The sequence below is a fragment of the Brevibacillus sp. NRS-1366 genome, from assembly GCF_050467985.1.
Genome location: NZ_JBITPN010000018.1, coordinates 66,044 through 82,533 on the forward strand (window position 1 = coordinate 66,044; position 16,490 = coordinate 82,533).

General features: G+C 49.0%; 15 protein-coding genes. 9 read left to right on the plus strand and 6 right to left on the minus strand.

Translation table 11 applies throughout. The features are described from left to right. The first annotated feature begins 17 nt into the window (after positions 1–17). The 5 genes from ACIFQN_RS12050 (at position 18) to ACIFQN_RS12070 (ending at position 4,438) form a co-directional block, all read left to right on the plus strand. A complete protein-coding gene (locus ACIFQN_RS12050) occupies positions 18–200 on the plus strand; it encodes a hypothetical protein (protein ID WP_429833272.1) in 183 nt (60 codons plus the stop codon). Then, on the plus strand, positions 197–1,231 hold the full coding sequence (locus tag ACIFQN_RS12055; protein WP_429833273.1) for a sugar phosphate nucleotidyltransferase: 1,035 nt from the start codon (positions 197–199) through the stop codon (positions 1,229–1,231). Before ACIFQN_RS12050 ends, ACIFQN_RS12055 begins: the two co-directional genes overlap by 4 nt. After that, positions 1,218–2,132, plus strand: coding sequence for a hypothetical protein (locus ACIFQN_RS12060; protein WP_429833274.1), 915 nt, complete (start codon positions 1,218–1,220; stop codon positions 2,130–2,132). The genes ACIFQN_RS12055 and ACIFQN_RS12060 overlap by 14 nt, the downstream gene beginning before the upstream one ends. Positions 2,133–2,135: 3 nt before the next feature. Further along, positions 2,136–3,830 (plus strand): hypothetical protein, encoded by a 1,695-nt coding sequence (locus ACIFQN_RS12065; RefSeq protein WP_429833275.1) that lies wholly within the window; start codon positions 2,136–2,138, stop codon positions 3,828–3,830. 77 nt (positions 3,831–3,907) lie between these two features. After that, positions 3,908–4,438 (plus strand): hypothetical protein, encoded by a 531-nt coding sequence (locus tag ACIFQN_RS12070; protein ID WP_429833276.1) that lies wholly within the window; start codon positions 3,908–3,910, stop codon positions 4,436–4,438. Positions 4,439–4,474: 36 nt separating this feature from the next. On the opposite strand, the gene ACIFQN_RS12075 is transcribed toward ACIFQN_RS12070, so the two are convergent. From ACIFQN_RS12075 to ACIFQN_RS12100, 6 genes are all read right to left on the minus strand, one after another. Next, positions 4,475–5,335, minus strand: coding sequence for a hypothetical protein (locus tag ACIFQN_RS12075; protein WP_429833277.1), 861 nt, complete (start codon positions 5,333–5,335; stop codon positions 4,475–4,477). A 115-nt stretch (positions 5,336–5,450) separates the two neighbouring features. Beyond that, a complete protein-coding gene (locus tag ACIFQN_RS12080; protein ID WP_429833278.1) occupies positions 5,451–5,927 on the minus strand; it encodes an N-acetyltransferase family protein in 477 nt (158 codons plus the stop codon). A 6-nt stretch (positions 5,928–5,933) separates the two neighbouring features. Further along, positions 5,934–7,244: a YheC/YheD family protein gene (locus ACIFQN_RS12085; protein WP_429833279.1), complete on the minus strand. Its 1,311-nt coding sequence runs from the start codon at positions 7,242–7,244 to the stop codon at positions 5,934–5,936. A 37-nt stretch (positions 7,245–7,281) separates the two neighbouring features. Then, positions 7,282–8,658 (minus strand): YheC/YheD family protein, encoded by a 1,377-nt coding sequence (locus ACIFQN_RS12090; protein WP_429833280.1) that lies wholly within the window; start codon positions 8,656–8,658, stop codon positions 7,282–7,284. 2 nt (positions 8,659–8,660) lie between these two features. After that, positions 8,661–9,752: a YheC/YheD family protein gene (locus tag ACIFQN_RS12095; RefSeq protein WP_429833281.1), complete on the minus strand. Its 1,092-nt coding sequence runs from the start codon at positions 9,750–9,752 to the stop codon at positions 8,661–8,663. 5 nt (positions 9,753–9,757) lie between these two features. Continuing rightward, a complete protein-coding gene (locus tag ACIFQN_RS12100; protein WP_429833282.1) occupies positions 9,758–11,188 on the minus strand; it encodes a YheC/YheD family protein in 1,431 nt (476 codons plus the stop codon). A gap of 93 nt (positions 11,189–11,281) precedes the next feature. On the opposite strand from ACIFQN_RS12100, the gene ACIFQN_RS12105 reads away from it, so the two are divergent. The 4 genes from ACIFQN_RS12105 (at position 11,282) to dpaL (ending at position 16,452) form a co-directional block, all read left to right on the plus strand. Then, the gene (locus tag ACIFQN_RS12105) at positions 11,282–12,439 is read left to right on the plus strand and encodes a DUF445 domain-containing protein (protein WP_429833283.1); all 1,158 of its coding nucleotides are present in this window, start codon (positions 11,282–11,284) and stop codon (positions 12,437–12,439) included. Positions 12,440–12,650: 211 nt separating this feature from the next. Beyond that, positions 12,651–13,961: a DRTGG domain-containing protein gene (locus ACIFQN_RS12110; RefSeq protein ID WP_429833284.1), complete on the plus strand. Its 1,311-nt coding sequence runs from the start codon at positions 12,651–12,653 to the stop codon at positions 13,959–13,961. 189 nt (positions 13,962–14,150) lie between these two features. After that, entirely contained in the window at positions 14,151–14,777 is a 627-nt protein-coding gene (locus ACIFQN_RS12115) for a metalloregulator ArsR/SmtB family transcription factor (protein WP_429833285.1), read from the plus strand. 448 nt (positions 14,778–15,225) lie between these two features. Continuing rightward, positions 15,226–16,452: a diaminopropionate ammonia-lyase gene (gene dpaL / locus ACIFQN_RS12120; protein ID WP_429833286.1), complete on the plus strand. Its 1,227-nt coding sequence runs from the start codon at positions 15,226–15,228 to the stop codon at positions 16,450–16,452. Positions 16,453–16,490: the final 38 nt, after the last annotated feature.

Genomic DNA, 16,490 nt, shown 5'->3' on the forward strand with positions numbered 1-16,490 from the left:
AAAGGGGGAACGATCAAATGAGCACCTCGAAACGGACGTTGAATCAGGAGATTTTACTGGAGATCATGCTCCAGGCCTATCAATTGGGCGTGCAGAGGAAAGATATTGATCTTGGAATGATGATTGACACGTTGACATATGAATTGAAGCCCTACCTCGAAGTTCAGGTGGAGCAGGGCGGGACGGAGGCGACAGGATGAACATTCATGCGATTGTTTTGGCGGCTGGAAAAGGTACACGGATGAACTCCGACTTGTACAAGGTCATGCATCCGGTATGCGGCAAGCCGATGATTGAGCATGTGACCCAACTATTGGAGGAGCTGTCCTTACATCGCCTCGTCGTAGTTATCGGCCACGGAGCAGAAGCTGTAAAGGAACAATTGGGGGAGCGTGTCGGGTATGCTTATCAACACGAGCAGCTAGGCACTGCCCATGCAGTGTGGATGGCGAATGATATTTTAGCAGAGCATGAAGGAATCACAATCGTCATAAACGGCGACACCCCGCTGGTAAAACCGCAGACACTGCGAAACCTTTTGAACCACCATCAAAGCAAACAGGCAGCGGCAACAGTGCTGACTTCCATTGTGGATGACCCCACTGGCTACGGTAGAATCATTCGCGATGAGAATGGAGACGTCAGACGGATTGTGGAAGAAAAGGATGCTACGCTGGGCCAAAAGAAAGTGCGCGAAATCAGTACCGGAATCTTTTGCTTCGATAACCAAAAGCTGTTCCAAACCTTGCCGCAGGTCACCAATGAAAATGCGCAAGGGGAGTACTATCTGCCCGATGTGCTCTCGTTATTGCAAGAACAAGGCAGCTTGATCAGTGCCTATGCGACGGATGATCCGAGCGAGGGAACAGGCGTGAATGACCGAGTGCAGCTAGCCAATCTGGAGCTCTTGATGCGAAAAAGAATCAATGACCACCATATGCGAAACGGCGTAACGATGAAAGACCCTGCTACGACGTATATTGATGCCGATGTTGTGATTGGGCGGGATACCGTTATTTACCCAGGTACCATGCTGTGCGGTCATACTGAGATTGGGGAAGGCTGCCAGGTTGGTCCTCATGTTCAGCTTATTGATACAAAGGTCGATGACTTTACGAGAGTTCTCCCGTTTACTTTGGCGAGTGAAACCAAAGGGGGCAATCAGGCATGGCTTGTTGAAGGCGCAGGGCGTAGAGAAGAGATTCCGGTAATGGCGGATGCAGGTCGTTAAGCGTTATTCATGGCTATGGATCGGGTTGTCACTGTTCCTTGCAGCCTCGATCGCCATGCTGCTCTTGATGAATAATCGCCCTTCTTTCACGACCGCAACCTGGATTTGGGATGCCAAGCTGATCTCTTCACAGACGGAGGAGATTGTCGCTTTTGCCCAAGAGAACAACATCAATCTGATCTATCTCCATATTGAGCCCACACGTGTTTCTCCCCAGGCCTACCAAACGTTCATCAAAGTGGCGAACCAGGCAAAAATCAAGGTAGAAGCGCTCGGTGGCGACCCGAATTGGGCCTATACTGCAAACCGCCAGAGCATTAGCGACCTAATTTCCTGGGTAAAAGCCTACAATCAAGGCGCCAGAGCAGACGAGCGTTTCTCGGGGATTCACGTAGATATCGAGCCGTATCTTTTGGCAGACTGGAAAAAAGATCAGGAAACAATCGTGAACCAATGGCTGAAAAACGTCGACTATCTTCTAGCGGAAACGAAAAAAGACGCCAAGCTCCAGGTTAGCGCCGACCTGCCCTATTGGATTGATACGGTAGAAGTGCCAGGGGATTCGGAAAAGGTCAGTAACTGGATGCTCCAGCGGCTGGACAGTATTACCTTGATGGCATACCGGAATCACGCCAAAGGCCATAATGGCATTGTTGATATCGTGAAAAAGACAATGGAAGCTGCGAATACGGAAAAGAGGGCTTCGGTAATCGTAGGTGTCAACATTTTGGAATCATCAGAGGGCAAGAATGTCAGCTTTCATGCAGAAGGTACGCAGGAGATGAAACAGCAACTGGTCATTTTGCAGGATGAACTATCAGGGAACCCTGCGTTTGCTGGAAGCGCCATCCATGATTACGAAAGCTGGAAGCATGTGACCCAACGAGAGGAGCAATTGTGACGAATGAAAGCCGCGCCCATCTACCTCAGTGTCCTTTGCCTATCGCTCGGCTTTCTGTTCGGCTTTTCCCCAGCGGAAAAAAAGAGTAAAGCCACGTGGATTTGGCAGTCTGAAATCGTTGGACAGGAAAAGCAGCATATCCTTACGTTTTGTGAACAAAACGAAATTAATTTGATTTACTTGCGGATTGATATGAACAAACCGTATGACTACTATCGGTCGTTCATCCGTGAAGCGACTGCGCAAGGCATTGATGTACATGCAGTCGCAGGTCACCCGGCATGGGCTTTTGCGAGTAACCAAAAGCGGATGATGAACATCGTAGGATGGATCAAAAAATACAATGCGGAAGTGGAAGGGGCGGAGCAGATTCGCGGAATTCAGTTGGATATCGAGCCGTACCTGCTGCCGCAATGGGAAACGGAAAGAGAGCGCGTCATCCGGGAATGGCAAGCCAATGTCAAGGCGTTTACAGACGCAGTAAGAAATGAGACAGATCTCGAGTCAAGTGTGGCCCTTGCGTTTTGGCTGGATGATATCCCTGCTCCGGACAATCCTGACATGTCCTTGTCCAAATGGATGATTGGCCAATTTGACACGATTTGTATCATGGCTTACCGTGATAAGCTGAGTGGCTCGAACGGTACTTTGTCCTTGATCGAGCAGGAAATGAATGAGGCAGATGAGCTCGGGAGCAGAATGCTGGTTGCCGTTAATTTGAAAAAAGACAAGAATGACCCTGTTTCTTTTGCCGAAGAGGGTGTCGTCGAAATGAACCGACAACTGGAGCTTCTGCCCGAACATCTGGAGCAGCATCCTTCCTACAGCGGCATTGCCATTCACGATTACCGATACTGGAAGGAGGCTGCTGCGAACATGCCCGAGGCAGTGCCTGAGCCAGACCGCAATCGTTACAAGGGCACTTACATATGGCGTGCTGAGACGGTTAGATCGGAAAAGGACGAGATATTGGCGTTCGCCGAACAAAACGGGGTAAACCTGCTCTATGTCCGAATCGACATGCAGCAACCGATATCGATGTATCAGGATTTTGTCAAAGATGCCCATGCAGCGGGAATCGAGGTTCACGCGATGGGAGGTCACCCGATTTGGGCACTGTCTGAAAGCAGGGGGAAAATCCTCAAGCTGGTGAATTGGGTCAAAGCCTATAATCAAGAAGTTTCTCAAGAGGAGCAGTTCCAAGGCGTGCACTTAGATATTGAGCCTTATGTGATGCCAGTCTGGCGTGAAAACAAGGAAGCGGTTTTGCGTCAATGGATGGATAACATCGAGGCATTCGTGGAAGAAACGAAGCAAGGCACGAATTTGGAAGCGAGCGTGGACTTGGCTGCGTGGCTGGAGAATACACCGACTCCAGGTCAGCCCCACAAACCGTTTGCCCACTGGATGATGGAACAAATGGATCATACGACGCTGATGGCATTTCGTGATCGCGCAGAAGGAATTATTAAGCTGGTTGAAAGTCAGATGAAGTACGCACAGAGCATCAATAAGAAACTGGTGGTTGCCGTCGAGACCAAAGAGAGTCACGAAGGGGATGCGATCACCTTTCATGAAGAAGGAAGAGAAGAAATGAATCGTCAGCTGGGGCTGGTGGCGAAATCATTGGAGCGCTTTTCTTCTTATATGGGACAGGCGATTCACGCCTATGAATACTGGAGACATGGCAAAGAGTAGTGGATGATGAGCATAGCGCGCCGTACAAGTTGTTGTACAATAGAGAAAATGAGTGCAGAAACGAGGCGAACAAGTCGATGCGGGATGTTTCAAACCGCCATAGAGGGCTGCCGCCGCGCACGCCGGAAATGCTGTACAACGTTGTGCGCAAATTTTATCGGGGCGCTGTCAGTCACTACGATCTGATTCAGGAGAAAAAAAGAGAGGTGCATGCGGCTTGGGAGCGTAGCCGGGCGAGCAAGGACGAGCATGAATTGCGTCAGGCGCTGCACACCTTATTTTTGGAGTTTCATTTTTACGTGACATGTTGGCTGCAAATCGAGCTGGCACTGCATCGGCTGGCTCAAGTGGACCCAGCGCAAGCACGGGTGCTCAAGGAATATCGGCCCATATTGGAGCGGCATGTGGCTGTTCGACAGCAGTTGGATCAGACAGAAGCATGTGTTCTCGCGCAAAGCTTACAGGATAACGGAGCTTGGTCGTGTGTCCTGCGTGATGCTTATTGGTTTGAAGGCATCACCTTCACGGTTGATGAAAGGAGTTTACAGGAGCTGCATCAACTGTTTCAGGCGATTCAGACGGCAAAAAATGAACATGAATCTACGTAAAAAAAGTGACCGTCCAGCAGTGGACGGTCACCTTTTTTAGAAAGTACCTGGGAAGATCGAACCTGTTGTTTGTGGAGCCAAGTGCCCCGGTGCATTCAATTGGCGCACTTCCTGAGTGTTTGTACCCGCAAAACCAGGAGTGAAGACAGTTTGGATGCCCATACCGAGTGGGTTTTGGTAACCTTGCATCATTTGTTGATTTTGACCTTGAGGCTGTTGCTGACTTTGCCCAGCTTGCATATAGCCGCTGCTCATCATGGAAGTTGGTGCATAACCGCTTTGATTTAATTGACGAACCTCTTGGACATTGGTACCCGCAAAGCCAGGAGAGAAGATGCTTCCGCCCATTGTGGCTTGGTTTCCTGTCTGATTGGAATAGCCAGCTTGTCCCATGGAGCTGTTGTACGCGGTATGGTTTCGTGCCTGCACCTCTTGAACATTTGTACCTGCAAAGCCAGGTGAAAAGATCGAGCCAGATTGAGCTGGATAGTTTGCTTGCTGGAAAGAAGGCTGAGCTTGAATGTAGGCAGATGGTTGCCCTTGGAGATATCCGCTGGATTGATTCGGCAAGTAGTTAAGGGCTTGAGTTTGCCCGTATCCGAATTGCTGCTGCGGTGCAGAGTAGCCGTAGCCGGAATTCAGTTGTCTCACTTCTTGGGCATTGGTACCTGCAAATCCAGGAGAGAACATGGATTGGGCGCCACTGATACCAGTTCCAAAGGACATGCCGTATGTAGGAGTCCCTAACGATTGCGGTTGTCCGCCGTGATTCCAATGCTGTACTTCTTGCACATTCGTGCCAGCAAAGCCTGGTTGGAACATGGCTCCAGCAGAACCCATTGCTCCGGAGATATTCGGTTGTTGGGATTGCATGATGTTGTTATTCGTGTAGGTCATGATAAAAGACCACCTCCTGACTGGTATGATTTCCAAAGATGGCCAAGTAATGCATGAATAGATGAAACAAGAGAATTCGCATTTGAGCGAAAACGAGAAAAAACATGCCGGCCCTCTAACCGGCATGTTCTTGCAAATCAATAGGGCTCCAGTGACCGTATGCAAGCCATAAGGTTGGCTTACCTGTCGGCCCGATACTTGCTTTGACAGGCTCAAATCCCATTCCACGAAACAAAGTAAGACTTGCCTCATTGTCCAAGGCTACACGCACGTATAATTTGGGTAAGCGTTGGCATACATGGGCGGTCAACGCTTTACCGATCCCGCGATTGCGGTAGCGTTTATCTACAACCAGGAAGGACTGACCCAGACCACAACGGGAAATGGCAAATAAACCGACAACCCGTTTTCCGTTCATGGCAAGAGCAACGCTAGTATCATTCGTGGAAAGCATTTTGGGGGTCAAGCGAGTCAGCCACTCGATGGAGTGCCTGGTTATTCGCCGATCCCCTTCCTGACGGGCAAATCGAACTAATGTCGTTTGGGATTCAGCCAATGCTTGCGGCGGTAGGATTACATATTTCAACTTCATTGGTATCTACCCCGCTTGGACCCCTCGCCTGTTTTGCAGGCGAGATACATACTGAGCGTAGTGGATCAGGTTGGATAAAGATAAGCGGCGAATAGAGGGTTCGTCGAATTTTTCCGGTTTTGCATTCGCCTCAAAAAACCAGAGCCCCCCGTCATCAGTCAGCCCTAGATCCATAGACATTTCTGCCAGGTTCTTGATTTCATCATTCAACGCTTCGGCAATGGCGAGCGCTGTTTGGTGGATCAAGGTCTCCAATTTTTCTGGATCCGATTTAAATACGGCATGCAGAACAGACGACAATGAGTGAATTGAACCGCCGCGAGGCACATGGGTCGTGATACTTTGCGATCCAGCACGCCGGATTCCTACACCGGTCACACTCCATTCCCCGTTTCCGTTTTTCTGTACAAGTACGCGCACGTCAAATGGTTTACCGTGATAGCGTGCTCGTTTGATTCCCTGTTGCATGATGTATTTTTGTTGTCTGACATGACCTTTGACGTGCTTCCAGACTTGATCTAGATTGGAAAAACGACGAGTGACTGCTTTTTGTTCCTTTAGTCGCTGGAGACGCCAGGCATCGTTTTTATATTCAATTCGCATAATACCTTCGCCAGCTTTGCCACGAACTGGTTTCAAATAGACGAACCGATGTTCAGAGCAGAAACTGCGAAAGCGCGGAAGAGTATCCAGTTTTTTGGTATCTGGTAAAAATTCTTTTACCGAAGGATATTCTTCCAGTATCGAAAAGATCTCTTGTTTGTCAAAAAAACAACTGTTGAACAGCGTAACGTTAGGCATTTCATTAATTTGGGCAATCGTTTTACGTACTTCCGGACGCTGCTCTGCCTTCCGTGTAGGAATGCGATTGTATACGACATGCGGGAACGGCAGGGTCAATTCTTGCCACATATTTTGCTTGGCATTGAACAGGTAGCCGCGAACCTTCTTTTTTTCCCAGTTAATGCCTTGCGGAGTAAAGACGTACACGAGCGCTCCCCATCTTGTTCCTGACTGCGCGATATCCTTGAAGTTATCACGATTTCCCATGAATACAGTTCCATCACCCACAGTCAAGATTCCGATTAATGGACCGAGCCTCAGGGAGTTGTTAACCATCTTCCAGTTAATCCGGGTGCGTATGCGGCCAGGTTGCTGACTGGGAAGACCAGTATGCAGTCGTTTTTGATGAGCGAAAGGGCCAAGACTGGCAACAAGAGGATTGGGAAATCGTTTCGCCAGAGTTTGCCGTGGTAGCTGAATGAACCATTTGCCGCTAGGGAGGATCGTCAGCCACCCGGAACGCTGTTGAAGCATGGGTGTTCCTCCTTCCTGAAAAACGGTGCTTTTTGCATTAGAAATTGGCAAGATAGCAACTGTAATCGACTAACAGCTTGCGTGATTCGTGGTCGGCCTGCTTCAGCCTTGCATGTTTGAAAATAGAACGTCCTGGCTTGGAGTTGGCTTCAAACATCCATACATGGCCATGCGTGTCTATCCCCATATCGAGCCCAAGCTCACCGAGATCAATGCCTTTTGCCAGCTCAATGGCAGTAGCGAGCCTGATCGAGGCTTCTGATATCCGTTCGGTCATCAACTCTTTTTGCCGACCGAACAGATGGTGGAGCAATTCATCACCCGGGATTACTGTTCCGCCGGTCCGAACGTGTGTAGTGACGCTTCCTGATCCAGCGACTTTGGCTGCTGTGCAAGAAACCACCCATTCGTTTTGCTGATTTTTGTGGAGATGAACGCGGAAATCAAAAGGACGTCCATGGAAGGTCATTAATGGAATTCCTTGTTGGGCCAAATAGGAGCCTACACGCCGGCTGCGGAAAACATGCTGATAGAGGGCAGTTAGCTTGGAAAAATGCCGTTTTACATTACCGCTTCCGTTGTGATAAGAAACGTCATAGCCGCCACCATGATGCTTTACGATTTTGACGATCCCATAGCCGAGACTGCCGTTTTTAGGCTTCAAATAAACAATCGGGTATTTACGCAGCAGATTGCGAACAGTCACAAGGGACGGAGAAGTGTATGTCTCCGGGATGTGCTCGTTTACCTCGGGGTTTGGGTACAACAGCTGGTGGACGCCCCACTTATTAAAAAAGCCTTGATTAAACATGGGGGTGTCGGGGTAGTTGGCTAGCTTGTATTTAAACTCTTGAACAGCCTCGTGTTTTTCGGCAGAGCGGGAAGGAATTCGATCGTAAATGACATCAGGCATAGCGGTCAGCATTTTTCTCCAAAGGTAGCCTCCCTTCTTGCTTTTGCGTAAGAACCAAGCGCTCACCTGGTTATTTCTCCAGTCCACGTCATTGGGAGAAAAGATGAAGTAAAACACACCTTTTCCTTCCTGTGCCTGCAAAAGCTTGTAGAAGAACGAAGTGCGCGAACCAATAGGCTGTTTAGGGTCTCTGCGGATGCCAGTGGTAACAATTCCGATCGCTGGACCAATTCGAAGCGAATGACCCTCTTGTTTAAGGTTAACAAATCCGCCATGTGGAATGTTCAATTCTGACCGCAAGATACTAGTCATTTTCACTACATTGCTATCGGGATTTCGTTTATCTTGCAAAACGGTTGCGACGACTTCTCTTTTACCCAGCATGATCGTAATCTTTTGTCGATGCCGAAGCTGAAGCTTTTGGAAGAGATTGTTCGGCAGGATGATCCCACATATGCTGGGGTGAGAAAGGAAGCGGAGCCGCACTCTAGTCGTTTCCATGCTTAGTAACCTCCTACACGCTCTTTCATGAGATAGTTGGCATACCGAACAGGCTGGGTGATCGAATGGAGCTGTGCAGTCGGGTCGTCAATCATCCGAAAAACGGTTCGACCCGGCCGGCTGTTTACTTCTATAATCCAGACATTTCCGGCGGTATCGATCCCGACGTCAATTCCCAGTTCAACCAATCTGCCATGAGACTGCTCGAGAAACCGGGGCAATTCGTCCGTCAGACGCTGGATTGCCTCGTCGATGCGGGTGCACATCGCTGGTTTGAAGTGACGAGAGAGAAAAGATGTGAGGGGGACAGCCTTGCCGCCTCCATGCAAATTGGAGGTGATGCTTCGTTTGTCTCCCAGACGTACCGCTCTCCCTGTCGTCTCCCAGTTTCCTTTGCCATTTTTTTGTACCAGTACCCGGACATCATAAGGAGTGCCATCCGGTGTATGCAGTTCAAGATAAGGTTGCACTAGGAATTTGCAGCCTCCGGTAAAGGTAGAGACGAAAGTTTTGAGCTTGGTTGATTCCCGAATGATCCGACGAAACGGCTGATTCTCCCGATTACGACCGGTAGCATCATAACCGCCGCGTGTTTCTTTAATCCGAACAACACCAATCCCATGGGTTCCGGCCATGGGCTTGATGATGGCAGCACCGTATTTTTTCAGCGTGTTATCCAAAGAAGGATACGTGAGGAGCTCCGTCGGAGGTAAATGAGGGGCAAGCAGCGATGATTTGATCAGCATCTGGTGTACCTGCCATTTGCCGGACAGGCCATGCCCCAAAAACGTAATGTTGCGATCGTTTTGCAACTTTTCCACAAATGGTTTATAGTGGCGATAAGATGGGCCGACAAAACAGCGGTCGTATATTAAGGTAGGCAACGGAAAGATATTGGATTGCCAGGAACCATTGCGGAATTCGAAGCCTTTGACCATACGGGATGAAAAATCAACCTGACGCGGTGAAAACACAAAAACGCGGATGCCATGCTTGCGTCCGTACTGCGTCAGTTTTTTGTAATACCCTTTGTCTACAAAGTGGGAGCCTTGGCAACGGGTCATAATGCCCAAGCTTCTATTGTTTGCTGTCATGTAGGTCACCTTCGCCTGTATTTCTTGCTGTTTGTTTTTCTTTTTGAGGTCGTTCTTGTTTTGCTGGCACGTGGATAGCCACTTATATAGGATGCATAATCGAGCATGCGAACGACAGATGGTCGCACACGTCGGGGCGCTTCTTCCACTCCTTCAGGCAGGGGAATCGCATTGGCGGTTTTGGAGGGCTTGCTGTTTACTTCGAGCAGCCATACCTGGCCACGCACGTCTACCCCAAGATCGACTCCGAATTCTGCATAATGCCCAGGCAGCGCTTCTTCCAAAAGAACCGAGAGCTTCAGGGCAACATCCCGTAATGTTTGAGGCGATGGCTTACCGGGGCCAGCCCACGGTCCACAGATACGCAATGCCTGGATTGGGCTGAACATGGAGCCGCCGCGAGAAATATTGGAGACGATTCGATTTTGTCCCAGACGGGCTACCATCGAGGTAACGGACCATTGTCCCGCGCGGTTTTTTTGCACCAGCACGCGAAAATCAGTCGGCCGACCTTGGACGCCGATCAATGGTAAACCTTGCTGCAGCAAGTAAGGTTTGCCTTTTGTCCGTTTCAAGAGGGAATGATGCAAGCCTTGCATGCTGGAAAAGGATTGACTCAGTCCGCCGGGTCTGGCGAGCGAGTAGCCCTCCTGTGATCTGCGCAGCCGGATAATTCCCCGTCCCATGCTGCCATTGGCCGGTTTCGCATAAACTGTTCGATGCGTGGAGAGCATTTGTTTCAAATCCCCCAAGTTTTGGTAGCGAACCATCTTTGGTAGATGGGCGGCGGCAGCCTCCTGATTTTCTAGGGCAGCATGCACGTGCCATTTGTTCAGGAAGCGTTCGTTAAAAAACGGGATGTTCGCGTCTTTGCAGCTCTGTACCCACTCAGTCATTTGCTCGCTTCTCTCCCGCCTCCTGGAAACGAGTCGGTTGTATATGCATTGAGGAAGCGGCAGAACCGTTTGTCTCCATACACCGCCTCGACGCACCAGGCCCCGAACGATTCCGGCATCCCAATTGACATCTTGCAGGCGGAATGCACAGACAATCCCACCGCGCTTTCGGATAATATCAGCCACTTCGTTGAAAAAAGAACTTAGCGGGCCGAAGGGAGACTGAGGATATTGGGTATTGTAGGTAGACACTAGAATCCCTACATAAGGACCGAAAACTAGCTTCTGCTGGTCCGGGGAATAACGTGCCAACAGAGGGACTCCCGTAGGCAGATGCAGCGATTGGGCCAAAGATGGACGAATCAGGGTACTACCACTTCGTTCCATGCTGCCAACGCGGGCGCAAACCGTTTTGCTTCCAAATTGGACGTTGAGTGTAGAAGCCTGGAGTTTCCATTTGCGCATTTGCGCCTGGGGCAGGTAAAGGTCTACTTCCGATTTTGGCTCGTATGCAACAACGATGGTTGGAACGTAAGACATGATTATCCCCTTCCCATCAGGCATGAAGTTAGTCTATGGTATGAGTAGCCAAATGGTTTGGTGCCATGCAGAGAAGAGAGGTTGTTAGTATTTATGAATATTTGGGTAATCTTATTGAATATTGGAGTAGGCTCTGTAATTGGAGGGGTCACCAATGAACTGGCAATTCGAATGCTTTTCCGACCACTCAAGCCTTGGTATATCGGGAGTTGGCGCGTTCCTTTCACACCTGGATTGATCCCTAGTAGGCGGGACGACATCGCCATACAAATGGGCAGATTAGTAGAAGAGCATTTGCTGACTACAGAAGGGATCAAGCGGGCACTCACCCAGAGCGGATTCGAAAATACGTTGGCAAGCTGGATGAACAATGTAGCTACCGGCTGGATGTCGGACGAGCGTGCCTTGCGTCATGCGTTGCTCCAGGCTGTTCCCGAGATCTTTAATGAAGAAGGAGGGTGGAGCGATCGTGTCCGCACTCCGATACAGCTGCACTGGCAAGCCTTTGTAGACCGTACTCTCTATCACTATGAGGAAAAGACGCTGCGAGAGTTGATTTCCGACAATGGGAAAAAACGGTTGGACGATACTCTGGGCTACATAAGCCAACTGTTATTGACACGGTTTCGCGAATACTTGCACTCCCCAGAAGGACAGCAGACTCTGCAAAATATGGTCCGTGGCCTATTAGGCGGCGGTGGGGGAATGTTTGGCGGTCTGGTTGGCATGTTCCTTGGGGATGACAAGATTTTGGGCAAGCTGCTTCCTCATCTGGATGAGCTGTTGAGAAGCCCCGAGCTTGCGCAGCGACTACATCTGTTTTTACAGAACGAGAGCGACAAGCTGCTCGATAAAAATGTGGGAGAAATCGTCTCGTGGCTTGGACGCGATCAGGTGGACGAGTGGGCGAGCACGCTTTTTGCCAAGCTGGAAGAGCAGAGTTTGCGATTCGTGGACACACCGATGTCACGCTTGACAGCTCCCTTCCAGGAGAGTGTAAAGAGCGAGCTTGTTCCTCGCGTGGCGAAATGGATGGTAGAAACATTGCAGCAAAATGTAGAACGGATTTTTCAGCGTCTGGCTGTACGAGATATTGTTACACGTCAGGTAGAAGGATTTCCGATTGAAAGAATCGAAGAGATGGTCGTAGGAATCTCCGGCCGGGAGTTTCGCATGATTACGGTTCTTGGCTTTATTCTTGGAGGGATCATCGGGCTTGTACAAGGTCTTTTGGCTGGCTGGTTAGGTTAGTGAAACTGAAAAGAAACTGTAACCCCACTGTAATATTCCTGTAATATTCCATGGGTAAGATAAAAGTACGATGAAAACCCCCTTAATGATATACTTTCTGATTGGTAGCTTGAAAAAGCTACCCTTTTTTTTTGCCTCGCCTTCGGGTATATTGATCGAAGGAGCGGGAGTATCAGGAACGGCTGTAAGAAGAGGAAGGGGGAAAGGCAAGATGGCAACCAAGCATGAACAAATCTTGCAACATATTGATCGCCTTCCGATCGGTTCGAAGATTTCCGTGCGGCAGATCGCCAAAGACCTGGACGTGAGTGAGGGTACGGCATACCGTGCGATCAAGGAAGCGGAAACACAAGGATACGTCAGTACCATCGAACGTGTCGGAACAGTGAGGATCGAGAAGAAGCAAAAGGAAAATATAGAGCGGCTTACTTTCGCAGAGGTCGTAAATATCGTCGATGGTCATGTGTTGGGCGGACGAGAAGGACTGCACAAAACATTAAATAAATTCGTCATAGGCGCCATGCAGTTGGAAGCAATGATGCGCTATATTGATGCAGGTAGTCTGCTGATTGTAGGGAACCGCTACCAGGCACACAAAATAGCCTTGCAGCAGGGAGCGGCTGTATTAATTACAGGCGGATTCGATACGAGCGAAGAGATTAAACAGCTAGCGGATCGACTCGCACTCCCTATTATTTCTTCGAGCTATGACTCGTTTACCGTCGCCTCCATGATCAATCGGGCTATTTACGACAGATTGATTAAAAAAGAAATTGTCATGGTAGAAGACGTATTGAAGCCATTGGCTGAAACACCCGTACTTTTAACCACCGACTCCGTTACCAAGTGGCATCAGTATACAGAGCTGTATCAAGATACTAGATTTCCCGTTGTAGATGAGCAGATGCGGTTAATTGGGATCGTCACTTCCAAGGATATTATCGGCCATGAGGAGACTGCGACGATCGATAAAGTAATGACCAAAAACCCGATCACGACCTCGCCGCGAGTCTCGGTAGCGTCTTCGGCTCATACGATGGTATGGGAAGGAATTGAGCTATTGCCTGTCGTAGACAACCACCGAAAGCTGGTCGGTGTCCTAAGTCGCAATGACGTATTAAAAGCGCTGCAATTTACGGCCAAACAACCGCAGATGAGCGAGACCTTCCCGAATCTGATCATGTCTCACTTCCGTGAAGAGCGGCAAGCCGACGAGGTTGTTTACTTGGGGGATGTCACGCCGCAGATGACCAACCATCTTGGCACGATTGCCAGCGGCATCATGACGACTGTCATGGTAGAGGCTGCCTGTAATCTTCTGCGCTTGCATCGCAGGGGGGATATGGTTCCCGAGAACATTACGGTGTACTTTTTAAAGCCTGTTCAGATGGAGAGTCAGATCGAGGTACAGCCACGTCTGCTTGACATCAGCCGCCGCTTCGGTAAGGTAGAGGTTTCCGTCTACCATGGTGAGCAACTGGTCGGGCAGGCTATGGTCACGGCGCAAATTATCGAGCGTTAAAGGAAAAGAAGTAAAAAGGTCAACCAGACAAGAGAAGCGATTCTTTCTGGCTGGCCTTTTTGTCATTTTATGTATTCTGCTCACCAGGAGTGAGAAGGATTGACATGGTAAGGATTGTCTTATACGATCTCATTAGAAGGTTATCTAATTAGTGGACGCAAGAATACGAATGCGAGAGGAGAGACGATTTTGCAATTAGATCAGCTCGTGACTTTTTACAAAGCGCTCGGAGATCCGACCCGTGTCCGAATCCTGGCTATTTTGGCAAATGGTCCGTTGCATGGACAGGCGCTGGCAGGCAAGATGGGAGTGACGCCACCCACGATTACACATCACATGACGAAGCTGCGTGAAGCGGGGGTCGTTTATGAACGGCGAGATAAAAATACCATCTATTTCTATTTGCATGAAGCGAACATGAAGCGACAGTCCCAAGCGATCCTGGACGTGCTCGAAAAAGCGAAAGAAATGGCTGACGAGGATTTGTTTGCAGAGGGTACGAACTCAGAGGAGAGGAAAAACAAGATGGCAGCAGAAAAGATTCAGGTCATTCGCAGCTTTATCACGCCGGACGGCAAGCTGAAGCAGATCCCGACACAACGCAAAAAGAAGCTGTTTGTATTCGAGCACATGGTTCGCGGACTGGAAAAAGGGCGTAAGTATCAGGAGAAGGAAATCAATGAGTACATCCGGCAATTCCATGATGATTACGCTACGATCCGACGTGAATTTATTATGAATCATTATATGTACAGAGAAGACGGAATCTACGAGTTGAACCCCGAGGCGATGTGGGCAAAACCAGAGGATTTGTGATGAATGGAAGAAACATCCAGGCTATGATGGAAGAAAAAAGGACAACCGTCGGCACAGCGCTCAGGTTGTCGAAACAGTAGAATGTCACACAAAACCATTATAGTGTAGAGGGTCGTGGGTTATCTATGATAAACAGTTGGGAGTAGAGGTGATTGTTGGCAGCTCCGAACGATGGGGTAAAAGTATCAAAATAAGACTAAGTATCAAATTGATACGGAAACGCTATATCGTACTATAAATCTGATTTTTTCTTTCGTAAGGCAGTCGTTGAGTATCATTTTGATACTTGAATGGCTGTTTTTTTATTTTCGTATCGCCTAGAGATTCTCTGCCATACTGCGGACAAGCCTTCTCAAATAGCCTTGATAGAGGTTTTTTATCAAGTTGAGGTGTTTTGGCATGATCATTGCTAAATAAAGAGAGTGACACCAAAAAGGAGGAAATGATCATGCTATCGCAAGTGCATACCACTGTGAAATGGGCAAAAAACAAGTTTCATTCAACGGAATATAACGATGACGAGCTCTCCATTTTTGATGAGAAACAAATCTATAACGTCCATTCCTTTCAAAAAACGCACAGTGCTTACACCAAAACTCCCTTGCATCAATTGAAACAGCTGGCTGAGCATATACAGGTTGCAGATCTACGAGTAAAAGATGAGTCTTACCGATTTGGGCTGAATGCTTTCAAAGTGATGGGAGGCATATACGCGATCGGAAAGTATGTGGCTGATCGGCTGGGGATGAGCATGGAAGACCTTTCTTTTGCAGCCTTGCAAGCACCCCAAGTAAAGGAAAAGCTCGGAGAATTAACGTTTATTTCGGCGACAGACGGGAATCACGGACGCGGGGTTGCCTGGGCGGCAAGGGAGCTCGGACATAAATCAGTGATATACATGCCCAAAGGATCGTCTCAGCAGAGGTTGGCTGCGATTCAGAGGGAAGGTGCCTATGCTGACATTACAGAGGTCAACTACGATGAAACAGTCAGGATGTGTGCGAATCTGGCCCATGAAAATGGCTGGATTATGGTTCAGGATACCGCATGGGAAGGATATGACGATATCCCACTTTGGATTATGCAAGGATATGCTTCCATGGCAAAAGAAATCGTGGAACAACTGCAAGAGGACAACGCTCAGCCGCCGACGCATATTTTCCTCCAGGCGGGTGTCGGTTCATTCGCAGCCGCTATTGCAGGCTATATGGTTCATACGTATAGGGACAACCCTCCGGTCATCGTTGTCGTCGAGCCTGATCAGGCAGATTGCTATTACCGATCCTTTTGCAATGAAGACGGCAAAAGGGAAATCGTCAGCGGAGACATGAATACGATCATGGCAGGACTGGCGTGTGGCGAACCAAATACACGGGCATTTCGACTGCTGAGCCAGTATGCAACAGGCACCTTCTCGTGTTCGGACAACATCTCTGCACTGGGCATGCGTGTGTATGGCAACCCGCTGCAATCAGATCCGCGCGTCATTTCGGGAGAGTCGGGTGCCGTAACACTCGGATTACTATACTATTTGCGCAAGCTCTCAGACGACCCCAAGCTATGCAGTGTGATCTCTCTTGATTCTGACTCGCGGGTCCTCGTTATCAGCACAGAAGGGGATACGGATCCAGCCCACTATCAAAAAGTAGTCTGGGAAGGGCTTTGTCCCAATTAATGCATGAAGGGCGAAGGCGGATAGCAGAGAGGAGCAGA